The sequence below is a fragment of the Actimicrobium sp. CCC2.4 genome (genome assembly GCF_034347385.1).
Lineage (GTDB): Bacteria > Pseudomonadota > Gammaproteobacteria > Burkholderiales > Burkholderiaceae_D > Actimicrobium.
In genome coordinates this window covers 236003-260852 of sequence record NZ_CP133777.1, presented here as the reverse complement: position 1 = coordinate 260852, position 24850 = coordinate 236003, and the positions used below count along the sequence as shown (strand labels likewise).

The following is a 24850-nucleotide window of genomic DNA, read 5'->3' as shown; positions in this document are numbered from 1 at the left end:
CTGCAAAGTTGTCACGGATAAGGAATGGGGGAAATCATCGATGTCAGCGCGGGCACGAGGTTCTCGTGCCCGCAGCGGGGCTTACTTGGTTTTTGCGGCTCTGGCCAGTGCAGCCACGGCGTCTTGCGAACTCATCGTCGAATTCATGAAGCGGGCAATCACGTCGGTGATCGCACCTTGCGTGGCGGCGTTCACCGCCATGCCATGCGCCATGCTCGGCACCAGTCCGCCGGCTTTGTTGGCGATGTCCAGATCAGCCATCGATTTGAGCGCACAGGCATCGAACTTGGCAGGCGGGACACCGGCACGGGCCGGGATCGAACCCTTGTTCAGGTTGAAGACTTCCTGGAACTCGGGGCTCATGATGGTGCTGGCCAGCACCAGCTGGGCTTTCTGGGTGGCCGGGTCCTTAACCTGGAACATCGCCAGCGAATCGATATTGAAGGTGAAGGCTTTCGCGGTACCGGGTGCAGCGACGCACAGGTAATCCTTGCCGGCGACCTTGCCTGCCGCCGTGAATTCGCCTTTGGCCCAGTCACCCATGAATTGCATGCCGGCCTGGCCGTTGATGATCATCGCGGTGGCCAGATTCCAGTCGCGGCCCGGGGAATTCTTGTCGATGTAGGTCTTGATCTTGCCGAGCGTATCGAAGGTCTTGATCATGGTCGGGCCGGTCAGTGCCGCCTGATCCATGTTTACCAGCGCCTTCTTGTAGAACTCGGCACCGCCGACACCAAGGGCGACGGATTCGAACACGGTGGCATCCTGCCAGGGCTGGCCGCCATGCGCTACGGCGATCATGCCGGCGGCCTTGATCTTGTCGGCGGCGACAAAGAATTCATCGAAGTTGGCCGGCGTCGTGGCACCGGCTTTTTTCAGGACTTCAGGGTTGATCCAGAGCCAGTTGACCCGATGCACATTGATAGGTGCAGCAACATAATGTCCCTTGTACTTCATCACGTCGGAGACCACTTTCGGCAGCAGGGCATCCCATTTTTCGGTGACGGCTACCGCATCGATATTGGCCAGCACGTTTTCGCGGCCCCACTCCTGGATCGACGGTCCCTTGATCTGTGCCGCGGTCGGCGCACTGCCGGCGATGACGCGGGCTTTCAGTGCGGTCGTGGCGTTTTCACCGCCGCCGCCGGCCACCGCAAAATCCTTCCAGCTGATGCCCTTGGCTTCCATCATTTTTTTCAGTTCGGCGACCGACTTGGCTTCACCGCCCGAAGTCCAGTAATGCAGTACTTCGACTTCGGCGGCCTGCGCGACCGTGGTCGCAGACATCAGGGCGGTGGCAGCGAGAAGGGATGTGACGAGGTGGTTCAGTTTCATGCGGTGTCTCCTGTGTGGTGATGCAAAGGCGGTCTGAGTGCCGCTGTCCGAAAAACCTGAAATTACGCCACCTTGTGGTAACAATGGTTTGTTACCATCAAGGTCGTTAGCTAGTAAAACTACATGGGAAGCTGAATTTTATTTCAAACTTTGCCCCAAAGAGCCGCTTGCGCCTTGTAATTGTAGTAATGCTACATTAAGATTGCAATATAAGTTTTTATTTATTACAGCCAGCTGGAGCCGACCCGATGCAACACGATCCCGCATTTACCTTTGTCCTGTTTGGCGGTACCGGCGATCTCTCGATGCGCAAGATACTGCCGGCGCTGCTGTCCGCGCACCGTGGTGACAAGCTGCACGCCGATGGCAAGATCCTGTGCGTGGCGCAGCAAGCGATGGACCGGGCGGCTTTTATTGCCAGCGTGCGCCAGCGCGTTGGTGCCCACCTGGCGGCGGACGATGCCGGCTGGGAAAGTTTTCTGGAGCGGATTGATTACCTGGCCATCGATGCTTTCGATGCCGCCTCCTATCAGTCATTGGCAGAGCGGCTGCAACAAGCCAGCGGTGTGCGGGTGTTTTATCTGGCCACCGCGCCAGCCTTGTTCGAACCGATTTGCGCCCACCTGGCCGCCAGCGGCATCGACCTGACGCAAGCCCGCGTGGTGCTCGAAAAACCGCTGGGCACCGACCTGGCGTCGTCGCGCAAGATCAATGATGCGGTCGCCCGCGTCTTCGCCGAAAACCAGATCTACCGGATCGACCATTACCTCGGCAAGGAGTCGGTGCAAAACCTGATGGCGCTGCGCTTTGCCAATTCGCTGTTCGAACCGCTCTGGCGGCGCGAATCGATCGCCCACGTGCAACTGACGATTGCCGAAGAACTCGGTGTCGAAGGACGCGGCGGGTTTTACGATGACACCGGCGCGCTGCGCGACATGGTGCAAAACCATCTGCTGCAATTGCTGTGCATCGTCGCGATGGAGCCGCCGACCTCGTTCGATGCCGATGCCGTGCGCGATGAAAAACTGCGTGTGCTGCGCTCGCTCAAGCCGCTCTCGCCGGCCGACGTCGAACAGAAGGCCGTGCGCGGTCAATATGGTTCGGGTGCGATCCGCGGCAATGCCGTGGCCGGCTATCTCGACGAGGCCGGTATCGAAGCCGATTCGTGTGCCGAAACCTTCGTCGCACTGCAGGCAGAAATCAACAACTGGCGCTGGGCCGGCGTGCCCTTCTTTTTGCGCACCGGCAAACGGCTGCCGCAACGCATGGCCGAAATCGTCATTACCTTCCGGCCGGTACCGCACGCCATCCTGCCGCTGCCGATCGGGCTGACCAGCGAAGTCTCGAACCGGCTGGTGATCAAGTTGCAACCCGAAGAATCGATACAGCTGCATTGCCTGGGCAAGCAGCCCGGCGACGGCATGTACCTCGAACCGGTGGTGCTGGACCTGGCGCTGGACAAAGCCTCGAAGCGTCCGCGCGCCGAAGCCTACGAGCGCCTGCTGCTCGACGCGATACGCGGCAATCTTGCGCTGTTCGTACGTCGCGATGAACAGGAAGCCGCCTGGAAATGGGTCGAACCCTTGCTGAGCGCGTGGGACAACAGCAGCCAGCCGCCGAAGTCGTATGCGGCCGGCACCTGGGGTCCGGCGTCGTCCAGCGCTTTACTTTATCGTGCCGGTTTTGCCTGGCCTGAGGAACGCTGATGACCATTCAATTTCACTTATTTGACGAAGCCGCCGCTGCCGCGCAAGCGCTCACCGAAGCCGTTCGCGCTGATCTGGAGCACGCGCTGGTGAACTCGCCGCGCGCGCTGTTGCTAGTGTCCGGCGGGCGCAGTCCGCTGCCGCTATTTGGGCTTCTGGCCGCGCAACCATGGCCGTGGGCGCAGATCGATGTATCGCTGGTCGATGAACGCTGCGTGCCGCTGACCGATGCCGATTCGAACTCGGCGCTGGTGGCGCGCCATCTGCTGGTGAACGCCGCCGCCGCCGCACGCTGGGTGCCGCTGGTCGACGACACGCTGGCCGCTGCGGCCACCGCTGAATGGCCGGTCGCGCAGCAATCGGCCATCACGGCCAACGCCAACCCCGTGCTGGCGCAGGCCGCCGTCGTCATTCTCGGCCTCGGCAACGATGGCCATACCGCTTCGCTGTTTGCGGATGCGCCGCAATGGAATGACGCACGTCAGACCAGCGCGCGCTATGTGGCGCTGCAACCGCAAGCCGCTGCCCATGCCCGCGTCGGCCTGTCGCTGCAGGCGCTGATCGGCCAGCACCATTGTTATGTCTGGTCCAGCGGTGCCGACAAGCTGGCCACACTCGAACGTCTTGTTGCGCTGGTCCAGGGCACCCCTGACCACCTCCCCGATACCCTCAACGATGCAGGCCCGCTGGCACTGCTGATCGCCCATCCGAAAGTGATTCTTCATGTCTTCCACAGTGCCTGCTAATTCCCGTGACGCGCAAAGCGCGATGTATCTCGACGGTCCGCGTCTGCTCGCCGATATCGGTGGCACCAATGCCCGCTTTGCGCTGGAACGTGCGCCCGGCCAGATCGAGGCGATCCGCGTGCTGCGCTGCGCCGACCATGCCGAATTCGCCATCGCGGTCGAAGCCTATCTGGTCGAAATCGGCCAGCCGACCGTGCGCCATGCCGCCATCGCGATCGCCAACCCGGTACAGGGCGACGAGATCAAGATGACCAATCATCACTGGGCGTTTTCGATCGAAGCCACCCGGCGCCGGCTCAATTTCGACACGCTGCTGATCGTCAATGACTTCACCGCACTGGCGATGTCGCTGCCGCATCTGGAGCAAACCCACCTGTCGCCGGTCGGCCAGGGCACCAGCCGTCCGGGCGGCGTGATTGGTCTGGTCGGCGCCGGCACGGGTCTCGGCGTTGGCGGCCTGATACCGACGGCCGGACGCTGGCTGGCGCTGGGCAGCGAAGGCGGTCACGTGACGTTTTCGCCGGCCGACGAGCGCGAGCTCGCGGTGCTGCAGTATTGCTGGAAAACCTGGCCACACGTATCGGCCGAACGGCTGGTGTCCGGGCCCGGTATCGTCCTGATTTATCAGGCACTGGCCGCCCGCAACGGGGTCGCTGCGGCACCGCTCGGCACGCCGGAGATCATCCAGCGCGCCCTCGCGGGGACCGATGCCTTGTGTCTCGAAGTGGTCGATTGCTTTTGCGGCATGCTCGGCACCGTCGCCTCGAACGTCGCCGTCACGCTCGGCACGCTGGGTGGTATCTACATCGGCGGCGGCGTGGTGCCGCATCTGGGCGAGTACTTTGCGCGCTCGTCATTCCGCACCCGTTTTGAAGACAAGGGCCGCTTCGGCGATTACCTGGGCCAGATCCCGACCTTCGTCATCACCGCGCCGTATCCGGCCTTCGTGGGCGTGGCGGCGATCCTGTCCGAGCATCTCGGCGGCGGCAATGCGATTCCTATCCTGGAACGCATCCGCAAGTCACGCTCGAGTTTTTCGCCGGCCGAACAGAAAGTCGCCAGCCTGATCCTCGCGCATCCGCGCGTGGTGATGAACGAACCGATTTCCGAAATCGCGCGTCGCGCCGAAGTCAGCCAGCCGACCGTGATTCGCTTTTGTCGCTCGCTCGGTTGCCAGGGTCTGGCCGACTTCAAGCTCAAGCTGGCCTCGGGCGTGACCGGCACGGTGCCGGTGGCGCACAGCCAGGTGCATGTCGGGGATTCGGCGCTGGATCTGGGCGTGAAGGTGGTCGACAACACGATTACTGCGATGCTGGAAGTGCGCGATAACCTCAATGCCGAGTCGCTGACGGCGGTCATCGAGGCGCTCAGCCAGGCCAGCCGGATCGATTTTTACGGCTTCGGCAGTTGCGGTCTGGTGGCCGAAGATGCGCAGCAAAAGTTCTTCCGGCTTGGCATCCCGACTTCGGCGGCGACCGACCCGCAAGTGCAGGAAGTGTCCGCCTCGATGCTGCGGCCACGCGATGTGGCGGTGATCATTTCAAACTCGGGAAAATTGCGCCATCTGGCTGCGACGGTCGAAGCGGCGATGGCCAGCGGTGCCACCGTGATCGCACTGGCACCGGCCAATTCGCAACTGGCGCGGCGGGCCCATCTGACGCTGGCCGTCGAGCATGACGAAGGCAGCGCCGCGCATATTCCGATGGTCTCGCGCATCCTGTTGCTGCTGCTCATCGACATGCTGGCCGTCGGCGTATCACTCAACCGCACCAGCCCGTTTGCCGAACTGCAGCGCCAGGCCAAGCGTGGCATTCTCAATCACATCGCGTCAGCCAGTGGCCTCGAATCGGATCGCCTCAATGAAGACGGCGGTCCGGTTGCACCGGTAATTTCACATACGGTGTGAGGTTCAGCGGGCGCGGTTGACGACCAGCTCAAGTACTGCTTCCGGGATGCCGCTGGCGAGGGCATGCTGCTGCAGCAGTCTTGCCATGCGGTCGTCGCCGCTGTTCATCGCATGATCCAGCGCCAGGCTGTAGGGTGTCTGGCCACCTTCGCAGGGGGCGATGACGTTGGCACCACCGGCGAGCAGTGCGCGGGTGGCCGGCAGGTTGTTTTCGCTGGCGGCGAGCATCAGCGGTGTGACGCGGTGCTCACGGGAAACCGCATCTGAAGGCAGCCCGGCGGCATGCCAGTTGTTAATCAGATTCATGTTGTCGCCGAGCACTGCGCGGTGCAGCATGGTCAGGCCATCGCCGTCGTGCTTGAGCGGGTTAGCACCGGCATCGAGCAGTGCTTGTGCCACCTCGTTGCCTTCGGGGGTGCCCTGGCGCCATGCGACTTCCAAAGGTCGTGCGCCACTGAAATGCGGATGATCGGGATCGGCACCGTGTGCCACCATCGCCGTGATGCGATTGCGGGGCGTAATGAATTCGCTGGCAGGAAATTCAACGCCGGCACGTGATGCATTGGGTTTGTTGACGAGTTCGAGCAACATGCTGGCCCGGCTGCTTGTCAGGAACGGTTGATTCAGGTCGATCACGCCATGTTTTGCCAGCGTCATGGCCGCAGCGAACTTTATTGCATTGCCGTCGATGATGGCCCGGGCCAGCAAGAGGCCGGTGGCATCGCCGTTCCGGGAGGGGGCGTTGAGTATCGCGAGCGCATCCTGGATGTCGCCTGTTGCGGTGGTGTTGCGGACGGCAAAGGGTGCCGTTGCGGGTGTGGCATCGCGGGTGGCCGGCGTGCCCCAGCAGCAGCAGAGCCCGGCTCGCGTTGCTGATTCGTGCATCGCCGGTCGGCGCTCTGTGGCAGCGGCCGTGCCTGCCACTGGCGGTGATGCGGCCATCGTGGAACTGGTCGGGGCAGGCCTGCTGTTTGCTCGCGGGGAAACGGGTTGGGATCGATCAACTTGTGGAAACACACTACGCCTCTTTCAAAGATGTCCGGCCCACGCCGGAACTGACCGTAAGTGGAGACTTTTTTCAACCGGTTCCCTCTCGCGCAAAAAATTTACTGGTATTGCGACATCAGATTCAGCATCTGCGGTTCCCGGTACTGCGTCGCCAGTATTCCGGCCACCTCAAATGGCGTGATTGTCATACCGGTCTGGCTAAACGGATCGGCACCATGCCGCAACAGCATTCCGGCAGCCGCGACACTAGCGGATGCTGTCGCCAGGTGCAGCGCAGTCATGCCATCCCTGTCGGTCGCGTTGAGCTCTGTGCCACGCCGGCCGAGTAAAACTTCAATGCTCTCGCTGCGGTTCTGTTCGGCGGCATCCATCAGCGGCGTCTGGCCGTAGTCGTCGCGCAGATTGGTCGCCAGCCTTGACTGGCACCAGGCGCGCAGTAGCGGCAAATTGTTTTGCGCGGCAGCACGATGCAAGATGGTCTTGCCTGCGCTATCGCGGATCAGCGGCGTGAAGCCGGCCGCGATCAATGCCAATCCCGCCGCAATGCCGTCGCTGTCCGGCCTCGACCACGCCACTTCCAGCGGTAGCCGGCGGCGATGGTTTAGCTGGTACAGGCTGGCCCCGTGAACGACCAGCAGGAAAATGCGTTCGGTCAATGGTATGCCTCGCTCGCTGGCGTCCTGCGCACCGTGCGCTGCCAGATGGCAGAGCAGGCTGGTGCGCGCAGTGCCTATCCGGTTCGGGTCGATAACCTTGTGCCTGATCAGCGTGACCACTGCCGAAAACTGGTTCGCAGAGCCGATGGCACAGGCATTAAGGATGTGCTGTGTGGTGGCGCGCGCGCTCTGCGGTGGTGGTGCCAGTATGCCCAGCGCGCCGGTCAGAGCGCTCACATCCTGGTCAGAGAAGCGCCGCAGCGCCGGGGTCGCGAGGCCATAGGTCGATAGCAAGTTGGTGATGCGGCTGGTTCGGCCGGCAATGAGGTTTTGCAGCCGGTTGCGCAGTCCGCCGCCCGTATGGGCAGCGAGGGTGCCCTGACCCGACGGCGTCGTCGGCAATAGCGGCTCGGCCGCACCGGAGGAAGATTGATTGCTTGATTGTTGCCGGTACTGACGTATCCGGTTCGTGATGGCGTCCATGCATGAAGTCCTTGATGAGTTCGGCGGATGCCGAAGCCACATCAGTCACATTCCATGCTGTCCGGTTCCATCAACCGCAGCCGATGATACCGGGCGATGCAACAATCAGAAGCGGTAGCTGGCACCGACGCGCAAGACCGGATACAGCTTCAGGTCATTGACCTTGTCATGCAGGCGGACGTTTTCAGCCTCGAGATCGCCATTGAGCTGATTGCAGATATTGCTTGGTGCGGTGCAGCCGCTGCTGGTCAGCGACGTATTCGGAGTGCCCTGAAACAATACACCAGCGTCCGCTGAGAAGCCCCAGCCGCTCTCCTTGCGTGTCGGATTGCCCCAGCCGATGCCGAGATATGGTGCGATTTTGCGGAAGTCGATCTTGCCGTCAAGCTGGCCGGCATTGGCGGTAGTGTAGGTATTGCCGTTGAGGATATAGGTGCCGGAGGCGCTCGGCTTGCCGATCGCATCAACTTTGTTACCGTTGTAAGTCAGACCGCCTGTCAGGCGGAAGCTGCCTTCGCTCGGAAAGTAATCGATCAGTGCATCGACCGTATTGAGTTTGAGCTTGAAATCGTAATTCACGTTACTGGTACTGCCGGCATACGAGTAATTCAGGGCATTGAAACCGACGCGCGCATTCAGGCTTTTTTGCAGCGGTATGCTCATGTGCAGACCGACACCGGTAGTGCCCAGGTCGGCAGTCAGGGCCAGGTCAGTGGCGCCGGCAGTGGTAGAGACGAGTAGCGCGGCCAACAGACCGGCCGCGACGAAGGCGGGCTTCTTCATGCGTTTCTCCTGGGGGAGGGTTCTAGTGTTATGGCTCCATTCCCGTTTAATGGAAACTAGGAATGGAATCTTTTTGTAGCCGTGATGATAGCGACGCGATCGCCGCAGAGAAAGTGTTTCAGGCCGGTTTTGGGCAGATGCGACACTTTTTCTTTAAGGGAAACTTTTCTTGACAGCCGGTGCGGACATCGACGCAATTCCGGTTTCCCCGATCAGCGCCGTCATCCCTTGACGCCGCCGGCGGTCAGCCCTGAAATCATCCATTTCTGCGCCAGCAGGAACACCACCGTGATCGGCAGGCCGGACAGGATGGCCGCTGCGGCAAAGTCGCCCCACAGGTATTTTTGTTCATACAGGAACAGCTTGGAGCCGACCGCCAGCGTCAGGTTGTTCTGTTCGTGCAGCAGTACCGAGGCGACCGGATATTCGATGATCGCGCCGATGAATGCGAGCAGGAAAACCACCATCAGGATCGGCACCGCCATCGGCAGCAGCACATACAGAAAGGCCTGCCACGGGGTCGCACCATCGACCTTGGCGGCTTCTTCGATCTCGACGGGGATGGTGTCGTAGTAACCCTTGATGGTCCAGATATGCATCGCGATGCCGCCGGTGTAAGCCAGCACCAGGCTACCGTGGCTATCGATGCCAAGCCACGGCACATAGGTGCCTATCATGTCGAAGATCGTATAGATCGCAATCAGCGCCAGCACCGCCGGGAACATCTGCAGCAACAGCAGGCCGGCCAGCGCGGTCGACTTGAACTTGAACTTCATGCGCGCAAAGGCATACGCGCAAGTGGTCGATAGCAGCAGTGTGATGGTGGCTGTCATCGTCGCGATCTTCACTGAATTCCACAGCCAGCGCAGCACCGGAAAATCCGGTTCGACCAGCACCCCGTTCGGTCCCTGGTACGACATCCCGAGCGCCAGGCGCCAGTGATCCAGACTGATCTCGGTCGGGATCAGGCTGCCGCTGGCGAAGTTGCCCGGTCGCAGCGAGATCGACAAGATCATCAAAAACGGAAACAGCACCAGGCAGATCAGCGTGATCACGGCCAGATGCGCGAGCACCACGCGCCAGCGATTGGAACGGTCGGTTACGACAGCCATGAAAAACTCCTCGAAGTACGTTGCAGTGAGCGATGCATCACGGCTTGTCGACCCGCGCCAGCTTCATGTTGACCACCGACAGCGCTGCCACCAGCAGGAAAATCAGCGTCGAAATCGCCGCCGCCAGGCCGAAGTTCTGGCCGGAATCCTCGAATGCGATCCGGTAGGTGTACGACACCAGCAAGTCGGTGGTGCCGGCCGGAACCGTCGTGTCGAGGAAGTCCGGCCGTCCGCCGGTGAGCAGGCTGACCAGCACGAAATTATTGAAGTTGAAGGCGAACGACGCCACCAGCAATGGCGTGAGCGGCTTGATGATCAGCGGTAGCGTAATGCGGAAAAAGTTGGTCAGCGGTCCGGCCCCGGCCAGCGCCGAGGCTTCGTACAGGTCGGCCGGAATCGCCTTGATCAGCCCCATGCACAGCACCATCATGTACGGATAGCCGAGCCAGGTATTGACGATCAGGATCATCACCTTGGCCAGCGTGGTATCCGAAAACCAGGCCGGCTGGATGCCGAACAGCGCATTGAGGATCAGGTTGATCTCGCCGAAATTATTATTGAACAGGCCGCGAAATACCAGGATGGAAATGAAGCCCGGCACTGCATACGGCAGGAACAGCAGCGTGCGGTACAGCCCGCGAAAGCGCAGCGATTCCCAGTTCAGCAGGACCGCCAGCACCATGCCCAGGCTGAGCGTGGTCAGTACCGTGATCGCGGCGAACACGACGGTCCAGACGAAGATGCGCAGGAACGGTCCGCGAAAGGCCTGGTCGGTGAATACGCGTGTGAAATTATCGAAACCGACGTTGACCTTGAAGCCGGGCTGGACTGCGACACCGGCGCTGTCGCGGTAAAAACCGCTCTTGAAGTCGGGTATCAGCAGCGCACCGCTGGCGCTGTTTTTCAGGGTGCGGTCAGGCTGTCGCTGCCAGACTTTTTCAGTGGCGGCGAACTGGCGCAGGCCGGTGCTGCGCAGCGCGCTTCCATCCGGCAAGGTCAGGGTTAGCACCTTCAGACCGGGCTGTTGGGCAATCAGGTCGCGGATACCGAGCGGCGCGCTCAGCAATGTTTGCGCGAGCGGTTCCAGCGCCACCGTGACAGGCGGTTTCTTGTGTAGCGCCAGCGCCGGCGTCACGTAGACCAGTTCGCTGTCGGCCTGTTGCAAGCGTACGCGGAAGGCATTGCCATCGGCGTGCAGCGTCATCGCATAGTTGCTGCCTTCGCCGCGACGGGTTTCGTCAAGCAGGTACTGGGTTGCGCGCTCGAAACTAAGCAGGTTGGTCGAACTGAAATTGGTAAAGCCGATCGCTACTGTGTAGATCAGCGGGAACAGCACGAACACGACTGCAGCGCCAATCCCGGGGAACAGATAGCGATACGCATACGCGCGCGGCGAGGTGTAAATGAAACCGGTCAGCGCCAGCGCGCCAAGAAAAACCAGCGCGAGCACGGTCTGGCCGGTCGTGTACAGCAGCGTGGCCAGGTAGAGGCCGATCAGCAGGATCAACACGAGCAGGGCGGGGCCGAGTGCGTGCCGTAGGGCGGTGCGACCTGTCATCGAAAGGACTCTTTGCAATAGTGGTGGTGGAGGCAGGTGCCAGCAGCGCCGCAATGGCCGGCGTGCTGGTCAAATTCCTGCGGTACGTGGATGAACCGCAGCAAATCAGCTGCCGCTCAGAATCCGCTTGGCCGCCGCGTCCAGTCCCTCCTTCGTGCTTTGCCGTCCCTGCGTGATGTTCTCCAGCGCCGACTTCATTGAGGACCAGAAACGCCCCATCTCCGGATTGTTCGGCATCGGCACACCGGCCTGCGCGCTGGCCATCGTGGCCTGGATGTTCGGGTCGCCCTTGAGCTCGTTGAACAGCGCCTTGTTGGCCGGCGTGCCCAGCGGCACATCGGCGTTGACGACCTTCAGGCCGGCCACGGTCAGCAACTGCGCTTCCAGGAATTCGGTGGCGACTTCCTTGTTCGGGCTGGCTTTTGAAATCATCGCGCCGAGCACGCCGACGAACGGGGCAGCCTTCTTGCCGGCGACGGTCGGGATGGCAGCGACACCGAAGTTGATCTTCGATTTGCGCACGTTATCCCAGGCCCACGGGCCGTTGATCATCATCGCTATCTTGCCCTGATTGAAGCCGGCTTCCATGTCGGCATAGCCGGCACCGGTCGGCATCACGCCGCCATTGATCAGCGCCATGATCGCGTTGGTGCCGGCGATGGCACCAGCATTATTGACGCCGGTCTGGCTGGCATCGAAGCTGCCATCGGCCTTCGGCTTGAACGCAAAGCCGCCGCCGGCCGCCATCAGGGGCCAGCTAAAATAGGTATTCGTGTAATCCCACAGGATGGCTTTCTTGCCGCTGGCGGCGAGCTTTTTGTCGAGTGCGACGATTTCCTCGAAGGTCTTTGGCGGTGTCTTTACCAGGTCCTTGTTGTAGATCAGGCCAACCGCTTCCAGCGACATCGGATAACCCCAGGTCTTACCGCCTACCGTGAAGGCTTTCCAGCCGAGCGGGTCGATGCCGTCGCGCATTGCTTTCGATGGCTCGATCGATTGCAGCAGACCGCCGGCGATCCATTCGCCCAGCCGGTCGTGCGGCCAGATCCAGATGTCCGGACCCTTGCCGGCAGCGGCCGCTTGCTGGAACTTGTTGGGCGCATCTTCGGGATGCTCGACGGTGACGACGATGCCGGTCTTTTTGGTGAACTCTGCACCGAGGGCGGCCACGCCCTTGTAACCCTTGTCGCCATTGATCCAGATCAGCAGCTTGCCGGGTTCGGCCGCAAACACATTGCCGGTGCCGGCCACGGTTGCCAGCATCAGGCCGGCAACAACGAATGTTCGTTTGGTAATTGAAATAGGCAAAGTCTTCTCCAGGAAAGTCGAGGCTGTTAGTACCACCACCGGATGCGGCCCGCGTGACGCATCCGGCCTGTTTATTCGTTGGCTGCCCGTTTAGCGGCAGGCCTTGCCGTCGGTATCGAACACGTGCAGTCGCGTCGGCGTGATCGTCATCGCCGTGTGCTGGTCCACTTGCCAGTCCTGCTCCGGCGCACAGCGCACCACCAGCGGCTCGTCGCTGCCGGCCACCATCACGTACAGATAGCTGACATCGCCGAGGTGTTCGATCGCATGAATACGCGTCGGGATACCGTCCGGGTTATCGCCCAGCGTGATGTGTTCCGGTCGCGCCCCGATCGTGACAGCCGCACCAACCGGCAAGTTGCGGCTGGACGTGCTCTCGAGCAGTGCCCGTTCGCCGACTGCCAGCGTCATTCCGGCAGGGCTCGACGCCTGCACCCGGCCCTTGAAAAAATTCATCCGCGGCGAACCCATGAAGCCGGCCACGAACAGGTTGTCGGGCTGGTGGTATAGCGCCAGCGGCGCACCGACCTGTTCGATGCGACCGGCATTGAGCACCACGATGCGATCAGCCAGCGTCATCGCCTCGACCTGGTCATGGGTGACATAAATCATCGTCGCGCCGAGTTCGCGATGCAGGTTGGCCAGCTCGATACGCATCTGCACTCGCAGCGAGGCATCGAGGTTAGACAGCGGCTCGTCGAACAGGAACACGTCGGGCTTGCGCACGATGGCGCGACCGATCGCCACACGCTGGCGCTGGCCGCCCGACAGCTCTTTCGGTTTGCGTTCGAGCAGCGGTTCGATGCACAGGATTTGCGCTGCGCGCAGGACTGCGTCGCGCGCGGCGGTCTTGTCGTGGCCGGCCAGCTTCAGGCCGAACGCCATGTTCTCGAACACGCTCATGTGCGGATACAGCGCATAACTCTGGAACACCATCGCGATGCCGCGCTGGGCCGGCGCGATATCGTTGACGCGGCGCTCGCCGATATGCAGGTCGCCGGCGCTGATGTCTTCGAGGCCGCAAATCGCGCGCAGCAGCGTCGACTTGCCGCAGCCGCTGGGGCCGACGAAAACAATGAATTCGCCATCGGCGATGCTGAGGTCGATGCCGTGCAGGGTTTCGACAGCGCCGTAGGATTTGCGGATGCCCGCCAGGGTCAGGGTGGCCATCAGCCGGCCTCGCCGTCGAGCGTGCCGAACCAGCCGCCGAAGGCCGGCAAGGTCATCGTGGTGCCATTGACCGCACCTGTCAGGCCGTGCCCGTCGAGCACGCGGGCACCGTGCAGCGCAGGCCAGTCGAACGTGACCGGCGTATCACCGAGGTTGAATGCGGCAATGATCGTGGGTGAACCCGCCAGCGCGCGGCGCAATGCCAGCACCGGTTCCGGCGCATCAAAAAAGGCGATCGCGCCCAGCGCCAGTTGCGGCTGGGTGCGCCGCCACGCCAGGATGTTGCGGGCAAAATTGAGCGGCGAGGCCGGATCGGCATCCTGCACATCGACCGCGCAGCGCGCATGTTCGGGTGCCACCGGCAGCCACGGTTGTCCGGTGCTGAAGCCCGCATGCGCCGCATCGGCCTGCCACGGCATCGGCGTACGGCAGCCGTCACGGCCCTTGAATGCAGGCCAGAACGTGATGCCGTACGGGTCCTGCAATTGCGCGAACGGGACATCGGCCTCGGTCAGTGCCAGCTCGTCGCCTTGATACAAACAGGGCGTGCCGCGCAGCGACAACTGCATCGCCAGCAAGACCTTGGCCAGTGCCGGCGACGGCTGCGTGCCACCCCAGCGGGTCATCACGCGGATGCTGTCATGGTTGCCGATCGGCCAGGCCGCCCAGCCATCGGCAACGCGTTCGCCGAACTGCGTGATCTGCGCGCGGATGTGCGCGGCCGAACATTCCGGTGTCAGCAAATTGAAGCTGTAGGCCAGTTGCAGCTTGTCGTCGCCGGCGGTGTATTGGGCCATCACGGCGAGCGAATCGTCGGCCCCGACTTCGCCGACGGCGGTCGCGCCGAACTCGTCGAGCAGCGCGCGCAGGCGCACCAGGAAGGCCAGGTTTTCCGGGCGGGTCTTGTCGTAGACGTGGGCTTGCATGCCGTACGGATTGACGTCGGTGACGGTGCTGGTATCGCGCCTTGTGGCCGGCGGATTGCTGCGCAATTGCTGGTCATGGAAATGGAAATTGCAGGCATCAAGCCGGAAGTCATCGACGCCGCGCTCGAGCCAGAAACGCAGGCTGGCCAGATGCGCATCCTGCACCGCCACGCAATGGAAATTGAGGTCCGGCTGCGAGCTCAGGAAGTTATGCAGGTAGTACTGGCGGCGCTGCGTATCCCACTGCCAGGACGAACCGCCGAAGACCGCCATCCAGTTATTCGGCGGCGTGCCATCGGCCTGCGGATCGGCCCAGACATACCAGTCGGCTTTCGGGTTATCGCGACTGGCGCGGCTTTCGGCAAACCACGGATGGGCGTCCGATGAATGCGACAGGACCTGATCGATCATCACGCGCAGGCCAAGCTGATGCGCGCGGGCGATCAGCGCATCGAGATCAGCGAGGGTACCGAACAGCGGATCGACATCGCAGTAATCACTGACGTCGTAGCCGAAGTCTTTCATCGGCGACGTAAAAAAGGGGGAAATCCAGAGCACATCAACACCCAGGCCGGCAATGTAATCGAGCCGCGCCGTAATGCCCGGCAAGTCGCCGATGCCATCGCCATTGCTGTCGGAAAAACTGCGCGGATAGACCTGATAAATGACGGCGCTGCGCCACCACCCGGAAGGACGGGGTGCAATGAGGGGATTGGACATGGAACGCCTTCTTGAAACGGCGTGCCGCCACGGTGGCGCGGCACGCCTGATTGTTGCTTCGAGGCTATTTTTGCTAGCCCGAAAAGCAAAAAAGCCGCAGCGTGTTATCGCTGCGGCTCTTGATCAACTTACCACCAGGTTTCGACCTGGAAGCCTACCGTGCTGCCGTTGGTCGTCGCCCCGAACACGCCGGTGTTGGACAGGGATGACCCTGCGCCGGCCGCCGCCTGTGCCGCATCATTCCATTTCGCGTACGTGTAGAACGCACGCAGCGCCGGACGTGACCAGAAACCATTGCCGGCCGTCAGTTGCGGCGCAATCGTCAGCTTGGTCAGCTTGCGGGTGGCCTGGCCATCCGGCTTGACCTGGTCGTAGCCGAGTTCGGTGGCGATGCTCATGTTGTCGGCAAAGTGATAGACCGGACGTACGCCGGCCGACATCCAGGTCTTGTCGCCGGTGAGGGTTTCGGCCTTCTCGTAGACGAAGGTGCCCATGCCCGACCATTTGGTGCCGGCTGGCTGGAACATGATCTGTTCGGTGATGCGGGTGACCTTGTCATCCTTGTTGGCACCGAAGTTGACGCCACCCGTGCCGGCACCGCTGCCGGTACCGTGCTGCAGCGCGATCTTGTTGTAGCCGCCGAACAGGCCGGTCTGGGTGTGCAGCAGCGTGAGCAGGTTGCCGCTAGGCGTGGAGACGGTAGCGCCGGCGGCATCGCGCTTTTGCATGAACTCGACACCGACGGTCAGTGCGCCATCCTTGTTGGTTTTGATTTCCGAGAAGCGGATATCGTGGGTCAGGACCGTGCGCTTGTTGTCGTTGGCAGTAGGCGCGGCATCGTTGGTGTACGCATTGCGCACGATTGCGTAGGCCAGTTTGGCACCGCCCAGGTCGATGTTCTCCAGGCCGGCACCCGGACCGCTGTTATCCCAGTAGTAGTAATCGGTGATGTGCACGTCCTGGCGATCATAGAAACGCTTGCCGACCCAGGCCTTGGCTTTCGAGAACGCACCGGTACCGATGTTTTCAGCGATCGCATTGGCTTCGCGCCAGGCCGGGCTGTACTGCTCGAAATCCTTGTTTTGCTGCAGCACGAATGCCAGCCGGGTATTGATGCGGATATTGAAACCGTTTTCGCCCTTGAAGGCTTCGCCGCCGAACGCCAGCTCGCCGTAAGTTTCGCACTCGTTACCGAGGCGATATTTGGAACCGGCACCAGCCAGCCCGAAGCAAGCTTCCTTGCCACCCTCGCTGCTGGTTCCGAAACCGGAACGGAAATAACCACCGAAATCAATCGGTAGTGCGGCTTGTGCCAGCGATGCGGTCAGTGCCAAAGCGGCTGCCACCGGCAAGGTCTTCAGAATGCGTGTCATCTCGTCTCCAGATTGGTTTTGTTGTAAACATGTGGCGATGCTTTGCAGCGCCTTGTGCACCGGTATCAGTCCGGATTCTTGTCGTCAGATCGTGTGAGGCAGCAGAGGCTATCGCACAAAATCTAGTGAAACTACAAAAGCACTGCAGTGCTGAAAAGCAAGGAATTGTGCTTTGCCCAACTGTTTTTGTAGTTCGCTGTGGATTATTCTAGCAGTTCTTTGTAGTTTTGCTAAAGTTTAAGCATTATCTTTTGGGAATTTTTGCTGAAGGGGAGCCTGTTATGCGGCGAGCATGGGGTAACCGCGGTCAATTTTCATAGGAGAAAACGCTATTACGCCTGGATGATGGCGACTTGATCAACTGCGTGTTGTAAAATTAGTGTATTAATACTACAGGTAACTCAAGTACATAATTTTTGCTGGCAATCGTCACGGAAAACAAACTTCCTGTAGTCGTAGCGCCAGATCCGGCTTCCTTTCGAATTTTCCTGAAATGCTTTACCTGCTAACGGAGTAGTCATGCGCCCTTTGCTTTCCTCGATGTCCTCGCGTTGTTTACCCGTGTTGCTGGGCCTGGCGCTAACAGTGCCCATGCCGTTTGCGCTGGCCGCGGTCGAAGGCTCCAGTTACGAGGCGTGTCCCTCGTGCGTGCCGGGCGATCTGGCCTGGAATGATGGCGAATTCGACCAGATCTATTTGTCCACCGGCAATGCGCCGGCCAACCTGCAGCCGCATGTGCTGGCCGTCGATAGCGTCAGCCGCGCGTTGGCCTTGCTCAAGGTCGAGGGCAAGAACAAGCCCGTGGCCGTGTTCGGCGACGACAGTGCCCGCAACCTCGCGCGCGGCCTCGCGGCGGCACTGGCCAAGGCCGGTCCGCAGCAGGATGTGTTGTTCTTCATTGTCAGCAGCGGCAACAGCGGATTGTTTGGCAGCAAGCTCGGCAACAGTGGCCGTGCCTTCATCGACCAGCACGGACTGAACATCATCTTCGGCGAGGCGCGCGTTGATTTCATTGGCCGCTATCGCGCCACCCGCATGCGCCGCGCCTTCGACTTCGGCAGCCGGACTGCGGCCTCGCCGGTGCGTCTGGCCGCCGATGGCATGCACCATGTGCGCAGTGACTGGGTCGTGGTGCCCTTGATGACGCCGGTGCAGACCGGCACGCCGGCCGTGCTGATGGCACCGGCGTTGCCCGTGCAGATGATGGCGGCCCCGGTAGTTCAGGACGATAAATACTATGCCGCGCAGGAAGAACGCCTGAAAAGCCTCAAGCGCCTGCGTGCGCAAGACCTGATCACCGAACAGGAATACCAGGCCAAGCGGGCTGACATCCTGAAAGCGTGGTGATGCTGGCACCCCGCATCGTGCTGGCACCCGACGGTCCCGAGTTATCGCGGATCGTGCTGGGGCTGTGGCGATTGGGTGAATGGCAACTGACGCCTGCGCAGCGGCTGGCACTGGTCGAGCAAGCCGTCGCTCTGGGAATCACGACGATGGACCAGGCCGATATCTACGGCGGCTACACTTCCGAAGCGCTATTTGGCGAAGCGCTGGCGCTGGCGGCCGGCTTGCGCCAGCGGCTGCAGATTGTCAGCAAATGCGGTATCCGGCTGGTCCATCCGAACCGTCCGTCGCACACCATCAAGCACTACGATACCGGCCGCGCGCACCTGATCGCGTCGGTCGAGCAGTCACTCAACAACCTCGGTACCGATTATCTGGACCTGCTGCTGATCCATCGACCCGATCCGCTGATGGAGGCCGATGAAGTCGCCGAAGCGTTTGGCTGCTTGCAGCGAGCCGGCAAGGTGCGCTACTTCGGCGCATCCAATTTCACGCCGGCGCAATTTGAGCTGCTGGCGTCGCGCCATGCGCTGGTGACCAATCAGATCGAACTATCGGTGCTGCACGTGCCGGCACTCGACGACGGCACCCTCGATCAGGCCCAGCGCTTGCGTTGCGCACCGATGATCTGGTCGGCGCTGGCGGGCGGGCGCTTGTTTGGCGCAGCGGATGCGCAAGGCTTGCGGGTGCGTGCCGTGCTGGCCCGGATCGCAGAGACCCACGCCGTCACGCCGGCCGTCATCGCCACTGCCTGGGTGCTGCGCCATCCGTCGCGACCACTGGTGCTGACCGGTTCCGGCCGCATCGCCGCGATCACCGAAGCAGTCGCGGCGACGCAGCTGGTGCTGACGCGCGAAGAATGGTTTGCCATTCTGGCGGCCTCCACCGGAGGCGAGGTAGCGTAGGGTGGGCACGGCCTCATCGTGCCCACGCGGTGCGGTTGCCTAAACGGATGCCACTCCGTATCGCCAAGCCGTAGCACCGAATGGACCGAATGGACCGATTGCGGTTGATAAAACTGTCTGTGCTCCGCCGCTCCCGGCTTGGTCGTGGCGGAGCACCTGCAATTTCATCAACCGCAAGCAGTGCATTCGGTGCAATGCCCTGCGGTTATTGCACCCTACGATGCTTATCACGTTAAGTTGATGCATATGGGGCACGGCCTCATCGTGCCCACGCTACGATGTGGCCGGCGGTGCTTGCGATCGCCAATGCGACGTTTTGCACTCCCGGCACTTAGCAAGAGCAAAATTGTAGTTACTAAAAGTATTGCCAGCGCACAATTGTTTTAAAGAAATTTCTACGCTTGTTTGGTATGCTCGCGCTGTCCTGTTCTCTGCCCGTAATGAATTCGTTTCAAGTGCTTCGACATGTACGGCCATGTCGGCGCTTGACCGCTTGCTGACTGGTACTTCCGCTTGATTGACAAGCGGTGGAGCCACCGCTGACGGCCGGAACAGGGGACTCTGGCGTGCACCGAAAAGCAGAAATCGTGAAACTCAAAAAACTATCCTTCTGGTTCTCGCTGGTGGTGATGTTGGCACTGGCTGCCAATGCCGTCTTTCTGGTCATGATCAAGCAGTCGTACGACAGCGTCGTGACGGCGCAAGCCCATCGCCAGGATGCGATATCGCTGGCCGAAAAACTCAAGGAAGATACCGAACAGCTGACCAGCCTGGTGCGTACCTATACCAGCACCGGCGAAGCACGCTACCTAACCTACTACTACGACATCCTGGCGATCCGCGAAGGCGACAAACCGCAGCCGGCCAGCTATGACTCCGGTGCCTACTGGGATTCGGTGATTGCCGGCACAACAGTGCACAAGATGCCAGTCCAGGGGCTGCGCATATCGTTTTCCGGGCGCATGAAATCGCTCGGTTTCAGTCCCGACGAATTCAAGGCGCTCAACGTCGTTTATGCCGCCACCGACGCGATGAAGCAGATGGAGCAAACCGCTTTTGCCGCGACCCAGGGATTGTTCGATCCGGCCACGCAGCAATTCGTGTCGGACGGCGAAGCGCACCTGAGCTACGCCAACCAGCTGGTCTACAGCACCCCTTACAACGTGCTCAAGGCGGATCTGGCCAGGTCGGTGCTAACGCTCGGTGCGCTGACCAACGCGCGCACCAACGAGTCGGTCTCGCTGGCCACGCACGACCTCGAGCGCTGGATCCTGCTGATGTCCTGCAGCGTCGGTTTCACGTTTCTGATGATCCTGGCGGCGTCGGAAGTCATCCGCCGGCAGGTACTGCGTCCGATCGCCGTGCTGTCGACAGCGGCCAGACGCCTGGCTAACGGCGATTATTCGGCGCGCATCACGGCCGACGGTATGCCGGGCGGGCATCGGGCGCAAGGTGTGCGCGAACTGGTGTCGCTGGGCGCGACGTTTGATGGCATGGCCGCATCGATCGAGCGCGATATCCAGCTGCGCCAGGAAGCCCAGCATGCGCTCGAGGCGGCCAACCAGAAAGCCGAAGACGCGACGCGGGCCAAATCCATGTTCCTGGCCAACATGAGCCACGAAATCCGGACCCCGATGAATGCCGTCATCGGCATGACCTATCTGGCACTGCGCTCGGACCTGACGGCGCGCCAGCATGATTACGTCAGCAAGGCCCATCTGGCTGCCAAGTCGCTGCTGCGCCTGCTCAACGATATCCTCGATTTTTCCAAGGTCGAAGCCGGCAAGCTGGAACTCGAACACGTGCCGTTCCTGCTCGAGGACGTGATCGGCAATGTGCTGGGGCTCCTGAGCCAGCCCGCGCTGGACAAAGGTCTGGTGCTGTCCTCGGTCATCACCGAGCCGCAACTGCTGGGGCGGCAAGGCGCACTGCGCGGCGATCCGCTGCGCCTGTCGCAGGTGCTGACCAACTTGCTGTCGAATGCAGTGAAGTTCACCGATCACGGCAGCGTCACGCTGGACGCCCGCATCGACGAACGCGGCGACGACGACGTACTGCTGCATTTCATCGTGACCGATACCGGTATCGGCTTGTCGGCAGAGCAGCTCACGTACCTGTTCTTGGAGTTCACCCAGGCCGATGGATCGACCACCCGCAAATATGGTGGTACCGGGCTCGGGCTGAGCATCTCTAAAAAATTCATCGAGCTGATGGGCGGTCAGGTCTGGGCCGAAAGTCGTGACGGACAGGGCGCGCGTTTTCATTGCACCGCGCGCTTCCCGCTGGCCAGCGGCGATGAGGTGCTGCGCCCGCCGGACGCCGACGACCGGCCGGGCAATGACCTGAGCGGCATGCGTGTGCTGCTGGCCGAAGACAATCCGATCAATCAGCAACTGGCCATCGAACTGATCGAAAGCCGGGGAGCCTGCGTGACGCTGGCGACCAATGGACAGGAAGCGCTTGACCTGCTGGCGACGGTTGCCGCGGATCATTTCGATGTCGTGCTGATGGACTTGCAGATGCCGGTGATGGATGGTTACGCAGCGAGTTCGCAGGTGCGTGCCGACCCGCGCTACGCAGCCTTGCCGCTCATTGCAATGACCGCGCACGCGATGCTCGAAGAGCGCGAACGCTGCACCGCCGCCGGCATGAATGGCCATCTCAGCAAACCGGTCGAGCCGGCGATGCTGTGTGCGATGCTGGCGCGGCACTACCCGATACCGCGGTTGGCATCGCCGACCGATGCCGTGCCGGTGGTCCGTGCGGCGGATGGCCGGACGACGCTGCCACGTATTGCCGGACTCGACACGATGGAGGGCGTGCGCTTCTCGGCGGATTCGGCATCGATGTACCGGCAACTGCTGTCAATGTTCGCCGACAGCTACACGGACTGCAATGCGCGTCTGGTGCAATTGCTGGCCGATGCGCAGTGGCAGCAAGTTGAAATGCTGGCGCATACGATCAAGGGACTGGCCGGTACGCTGGGCATGGCCGACTTACGGCAACCGGCCAGTGCTCTGGAGCTGGCGTGCGCTGCACGGGATGTCGATGAGGCCGCCCGCGCGCAGGCGCGGCTGGCCCAGGTAATCACGCCGCTGCTGGCCGGACTGCATACGTTTTTCGCGGTGCAGGCTGCTGACAGCGTCCGTGCTGCGCTGCCGATGCCGGCAGCGGACACCCTGCGCCAGTTGTGCAAGTTGCTTGATGAAGGCGATAGCGATGCCATCGACCTGTGGCAGCAGCAGGGCCGGGAACTCGCCGGCATGCTTTCGCCGGCACGACGCCAGCGCATCGACACGGCACTGCAGAATTTCGAGTTTGATACCGCACTGGCCCTATTGGCCGAGACCAACCCTGAGCAGGATGCCGCATGAGCCCCTCCGACAAGCAACGCGCGACCATTCTTGTCGTCGATGACACCCCGCTCAATCTGAGCCTGCTGACCCATATGCTCAAGGACCGGTATCGCGTCAAGGTGGCCAGCAACGGAGCCAAGGCGCTGGCGCTGGCCGCCGCGTCGCCGCCGGACATGATCTTGCTCGACATCATGATGCCGGAGATGGATGGCTTCGAGGTATGCCGGCGTCTCAAGGAAAACCCGGTGACGCGACACATCCCGGTGATTTTTCTGACGGCGCGCACCGATATCGCCGCCGAGGAAGAAGGTTTCGCCGCCGGTGCCGTCGACTTCATCCACAAGCCGATCAGTCCGCCCATCGTCGCCGCCCGCGTCAAGACCCACCTCGACATCCAGTCATGGCAAGCCTTCCTGCAAGACCGCAATGCCTGGCTGCAGCGACAGGTCGACCAGCGTCTGTCGGAGATCAATCACCTGCAGGACGCGGCCATTTGCGTGATGGTTTCGCTGGCCGAGTTTCGCGACGAAACCACCGGCAATCACATCCGCCGCACCCAGGAATACGTGCGCCTGCTCGGTGTCGAACTGGCCCGCCTGCCGCACTATCGCGAGCGCCTGACGCCGGGTCTTATCGAGCAGATGAGCAAGTCGGCACCCCTGCACGATATCGGCAAGATCGCCATCCCCGACCATATCCTGCTCAAGCCCGGCAAGCTCACCACCGACGAATTCACCATCATGAAAACCCATGCACGCTGCGGCTACGACATGCTGGTGCGCGCTGGCGTGCACATGGGCGAGCGGGGACATTTCCTCGACGTGGCCAAGGACATCGCCGGTTCGCACCACGAAAAATGGGACGGCTCCGGCTATCCCGACGGCCTGGCCGGGCAGGCTATTCCGCTGGCGGCGCGGCTGATGGCACTGGCCGATGTCTTCGATGCGCTGCGCTCGCGTCGTCCGTACAAGGAGCCGATGCACAGCGACCAGGCCGCTGCCATCATCGTCGCTGGCCGTGGCCTGCATTTTGATCCGGAGGTGGTCGATGCTTTCCTCGCCATCCGCCCGGAATTCGAGCGTATCGCCGCTGAATGGATGGATCACGCATGAACCTCTACTTTGCCACCGGCCTGTCCCGAAAAGAATTCGCCATGAAAAATCTCCGTCTCGTGCTTCGTGCTCCGGTCGTGCTGGTCGCGGGAGTCTTCATGGCCTGGCCTGCGGTTGCCGTCGACCTGTCCTATTCGGGTTTCGGCACGGTCGGCTATAGCCGTTCTGACCAGCCTTACCACTACCAGCGTTTCGTCGATAACGACGGCACCTTCAGGCGCGACAGCGTGCTGGGCTTGCAAGTCGATGCCCGCATCAATGACCAGTTCAGCGCCACCGTGCAAGGCAAGGTCGCGGCATCGCTCAAAAGCGATAGCGCCACCGATGCCACGATCAGCTGGGCCTTCCTGTCCTGGCGTCCGAGCAACGACTGGCTGGTGCGTGCCGGCCGCCTGCGCGTGCCGCTGTACCTGCGCAGCGAAAGTACCGATGTCGGCACCACCTTCGATTTTGCCCAGCTGCCCACCGAGGTGTATTCGACCTCGCCGACAACCGATGTTGATGGACTGGCGGTGAGCAAGACCTGGAACTCGGCAGTTGGCGAATGGACGCTTGATGGCTATGTCGGATCGACCAACACCACTTTTCGTACTTACCTGCGCGACAATCCGGCCGCCGGTTTGTCTGGTAGGGCGTCCACGCCGGTCAGGGTCAACGCGCGCGGGCTGGTACTGACTTTCCAGCAGGACGACAACCTGTTTCGCATCGGTGCGCACGACGTGCGCGTCAAGACTACCGACGGGCAGTTTTTTCCGGTGACGTATCCGTTCGTGACGATCGCGCCCGGCATTGGCTACTACCAGGTGTCGTCGCAAATGCCGGGACCGGGACTGAGCGCTGTTGGCGAAATCCATAGCCCGACCTACACGCTGGGAGCCGACGTGGCTGTCGGCGCAGATTTCCGGTTAGTCGGCGAATATGTGCGGCGCAATGTGCTCGGCGTGAATACAGGGTCCAATACCCAGGGCGCTTACCTCGCCGTGTTGCGGCCAGTCGGTGCATGGACGCCGTACGTCAGCGTCGGCCGTTTGCTGTCCAAGCCGGAAGTGCGCGATTTATATGGCAAGGTCAATACCAACCGCGTACCGGCCTTCATCCCCGGAGCGGCCCGGATCAATGCGTCGCAGCGCGCCGGTGCCGATGGCCTCTCGCCATACGACCAGACCACCTGGGCGGCCGGCACCTCGTACCGGCTCAGTCCCTCCAGCAAGCTCAAGGCGGAATGGGCGCGTACCCGTGTCGGACTCGCTTCCGGCCTGATCGATGCGCCCCCCGGCGGTGAATCCGGCAACCAGGTGGTCAATGTACTGTCCTTGTCCTACAGCTTCGTATTCTGAGAAGAC

The 24850-nt window shown here is 61.7% G+C and carries 18 protein-coding genes; 8 read left to right on the top strand and 10 right to left on the bottom strand.

From position 1 onward, the window contains the following. Window positions 1-81: 81 nt before the first annotated feature. Window positions 82-1335 carry an ABC transporter substrate-binding protein gene (locus tag RHM62_RS01250; RefSeq protein ID WP_322123781.1) on the bottom strand — a complete coding sequence of 418 codons (1254 nt, stop codon included), beginning with the start codon at window positions 1333-1335 and terminating at the stop codon, window positions 82-84. 248 nt (window positions 1336-1583) lie between these two features. On the opposite strand from RHM62_RS01250, the gene zwf reads away from it, so the two are divergent. From zwf to RHM62_RS01235, 3 genes are read left to right on the top strand one after another with little or no spacing between them, the layout of a single operon-like run. Continuing rightward, on the top strand, window positions 1584-3041 hold the full coding sequence (zwf, locus tag RHM62_RS01245) for a glucose-6-phosphate dehydrogenase (protein WP_322123780.1): 1458 nt from the start codon (window positions 1584-1586) through the stop codon (window positions 3039-3041). Beyond that, entirely contained in the window at window positions 3041-3787 is a 747-nt protein-coding gene (gene pgl / locus RHM62_RS01240) for a 6-phosphogluconolactonase (protein WP_322123779.1), read from the top strand. The genes zwf and pgl overlap by 1 nt, the downstream gene beginning before the upstream one ends. After that, window positions 3765-5693 (top strand): glucokinase, encoded by a 1929-nt coding sequence (locus RHM62_RS01235; protein ID WP_322123778.1) that lies wholly within the window; start codon window positions 3765-3767, stop codon window positions 5691-5693. The genes pgl and RHM62_RS01235 overlap by 23 nt, the downstream gene beginning before the upstream one ends. Before the next feature lie 3 nt (window positions 5694-5696). Here the strand turns inward: RHM62_RS01235 and RHM62_RS01230 are convergent, their stop codons facing one another. From RHM62_RS01230 to RHM62_RS01190, 9 genes are all read right to left on the bottom strand, one after another. Beyond that, a complete protein-coding gene (locus RHM62_RS01230) occupies window positions 5697-6578 on the bottom strand; it encodes an ankyrin repeat domain-containing protein (RefSeq protein ID WP_322123777.1) in 882 nt (293 codons plus the stop codon). A gap of 221 nt (window positions 6579-6799) precedes the next feature. After that, complete coding sequence (locus RHM62_RS01225) at window positions 6800-7840, bottom strand: ankyrin repeat domain-containing protein (RefSeq protein ID WP_322123776.1); 1041 nt, start codon at window positions 7838-7840, stop codon at window positions 6800-6802. A 105-nt stretch (window positions 7841-7945) separates the two neighbouring features. Continuing rightward, window positions 7946-8623 (bottom strand): hypothetical protein, encoded by a 678-nt coding sequence (locus RHM62_RS01220; protein WP_322123775.1) that lies wholly within the window; start codon window positions 8621-8623, stop codon window positions 7946-7948. 221 nt (window positions 8624-8844) lie between these two features. Further along, a complete protein-coding gene (gene malG / locus RHM62_RS01215; protein ID WP_322123774.1) occupies window positions 8845-9735 on the bottom strand; it encodes a maltose ABC transporter permease MalG in 891 nt (296 codons plus the stop codon). A 37-nt stretch (window positions 9736-9772) separates the two neighbouring features. Continuing rightward, window positions 9773-11293: a maltose ABC transporter permease MalF gene (gene malF / locus RHM62_RS01210; RefSeq protein ID WP_322123773.1), complete on the bottom strand. Its 1521-nt coding sequence runs from the start codon at window positions 11291-11293 to the stop codon at window positions 9773-9775. A 105-nt stretch (window positions 11294-11398) separates the two neighbouring features. After that, window positions 11399-12601: a maltose/maltodextrin ABC transporter substrate-binding protein MalE gene (malE, locus tag RHM62_RS01205; protein ID WP_322123772.1), complete on the bottom strand. Its 1203-nt coding sequence runs from the start codon at window positions 12599-12601 to the stop codon at window positions 11399-11401. 90 nt (window positions 12602-12691) lie between these two features. Further along, a complete protein-coding gene (locus RHM62_RS01200) occupies window positions 12692-13771 on the bottom strand; it encodes a sn-glycerol-3-phosphate ABC transporter ATP-binding protein UgpC (RefSeq protein ID WP_322123771.1) in 1080 nt (359 codons plus the stop codon). Further along, the gene (locus RHM62_RS01195; RefSeq protein WP_322123770.1) at window positions 13771-15417 is read right to left on the bottom strand and encodes an alpha-amylase family glycosyl hydrolase; all 1647 of its coding nucleotides are present in this window, start codon (window positions 15415-15417) and stop codon (window positions 13771-13773) included. The genes RHM62_RS01200 and RHM62_RS01195 overlap by 1 nt, the downstream gene beginning before the upstream one ends. A 128-nt stretch (window positions 15418-15545) precedes the next feature. Next, window positions 15546-16790 carry a carbohydrate porin gene (locus tag RHM62_RS01190; RefSeq protein WP_322123769.1) on the bottom strand — a complete coding sequence of 415 codons (1245 nt, stop codon included), beginning with the start codon at window positions 16788-16790 and terminating at the stop codon, window positions 15546-15548. Between the two features lie 519 nt (window positions 16791-17309). On the opposite strand from RHM62_RS01190, the gene RHM62_RS01185 reads away from it, so the two are divergent. The 5 genes from RHM62_RS01185 to RHM62_RS01165 all read left to right on the top strand — a co-directional run bounded on the left by RHM62_RS01185 (window position 17310) and on the right by RHM62_RS01165 (window position 24844). Beyond that, on the top strand, window positions 17310-18137 hold the full coding sequence (locus RHM62_RS01185) for an SHOCT domain-containing protein (protein ID WP_322123768.1): 828 nt from the start codon (window positions 17310-17312) through the stop codon (window positions 18135-18137). After that, entirely contained in the window at window positions 18137-19039 is a 903-nt protein-coding gene (locus RHM62_RS01180) for an aldo/keto reductase (RefSeq protein WP_322123767.1), read from the top strand. Before RHM62_RS01185 ends, RHM62_RS01180 begins: the two co-directional genes overlap by 1 nt. Window positions 19040-19626: 587 nt before the next feature. Then, complete coding sequence (locus RHM62_RS01175) at window positions 19627-22413, top strand: ATP-binding protein (protein WP_322123766.1); 2787 nt, start codon at window positions 19627-19629, stop codon at window positions 22411-22413. After that, the gene (locus tag RHM62_RS01170; protein WP_322123765.1) at window positions 22410-23507 is read left to right on the top strand and encodes a two-component system response regulator; all 1098 of its coding nucleotides are present in this window, start codon (window positions 22410-22412) and stop codon (window positions 23505-23507) included. The genes RHM62_RS01175 and RHM62_RS01170 overlap by 4 nt, the downstream gene beginning before the upstream one ends. Next, a complete protein-coding gene (locus RHM62_RS01165) occupies window positions 23504-24844 on the top strand; it encodes a hypothetical protein (RefSeq protein WP_322123764.1) in 1341 nt (446 codons plus the stop codon). Before RHM62_RS01170 ends, RHM62_RS01165 begins: the two co-directional genes overlap by 4 nt. Window positions 24845-24850: the final 6 nt, after the last annotated feature.

What these genes read in the sequence shown, in the direction of transcription:
- RHM62_RS01185 (WP_322123768.1), top strand. Translation starts at nt 17,310, where the DNA reads ATGCGCCCTTTGCTTTCCTCGATGTCCTCGCGTTGTTTACCCGTGTTG.
- RHM62_RS01250 (WP_322123781.1), bottom strand. Translation starts at nt 1,335, where the DNA reads ATGAAACTGAACCACCTCGTCACATCCCTTCTCGCTGCCACCGCCCTG.
- malF (WP_322123773.1), bottom strand. Translation starts at nt 11,293, where the DNA reads ATGACAGGTCGCACCGCCCTACGGCACGCACTCGGCCCCGCCCTGCTC.
- RHM62_RS01235 (WP_322123778.1), top strand. Translation starts at nt 3,765, where the DNA reads ATGTCTTCCACAGTGCCTGCTAATTCCCGTGACGCGCAAAGCGCGATG.
- RHM62_RS01230 (WP_322123777.1), bottom strand. Translation starts at nt 6,578, where the DNA reads ATGCACGAATCAGCAACGCGAGCCGGGCTCTGCTGCTGCTGGGGCACG.
- RHM62_RS01190 (WP_322123769.1), bottom strand. Translation starts at nt 16,790, where the DNA reads ATGACACGCATTCTGAAGACCTTGCCGGTGGCAGCCGCTTTGGCACTG.
- RHM62_RS01200 (WP_322123771.1), bottom strand. Translation starts at nt 13,771, where the DNA reads ATGGCCACCCTGACCCTGGCGGGCATCCGCAAATCCTACGGCGCTGTC.
- pgl (WP_322123779.1), top strand. Translation starts at nt 3,041, where the DNA reads ATGACCATTCAATTTCACTTATTTGACGAAGCCGCCGCTGCCGCGCAA.
- malG (WP_322123774.1), bottom strand. Translation starts at nt 9,735, where the DNA reads ATGGCTGTCGTAACCGACCGTTCCAATCGCTGGCGCGTGGTGCTCGCG.
- RHM62_RS01220 (WP_322123775.1), bottom strand. Translation starts at nt 8,623, where the DNA reads ATGAAGAAGCCCGCCTTCGTCGCGGCCGGTCTGTTGGCCGCGCTACTC.
- zwf (WP_322123780.1), top strand. Translation starts at nt 1,584, where the DNA reads ATGCAACACGATCCCGCATTTACCTTTGTCCTGTTTGGCGGTACCGGC.
- RHM62_RS01170 (WP_322123765.1), top strand. Translation starts at nt 22,410, where the DNA reads ATGAGCCCCTCCGACAAGCAACGCGCGACCATTCTTGTCGTCGATGAC.
- RHM62_RS01195 (WP_322123770.1), bottom strand. Translation starts at nt 15,417, where the DNA reads ATGTCCAATCCCCTCATTGCACCCCGTCCTTCCGGGTGGTGGCGCAGC.
- RHM62_RS01180 (WP_322123767.1), top strand. Translation starts at nt 18,137, where the DNA reads ATGCTGGCACCCCGCATCGTGCTGGCACCCGACGGTCCCGAGTTATCG.
- RHM62_RS01165 (WP_322123764.1), top strand. Translation starts at nt 23,504, where the DNA reads ATGAACCTCTACTTTGCCACCGGCCTGTCCCGAAAAGAATTCGCCATG.
- RHM62_RS01225 (WP_322123776.1), bottom strand. Translation starts at nt 7,840, where the DNA reads ATGGACGCCATCACGAACCGGATACGTCAGTACCGGCAACAATCAAGC.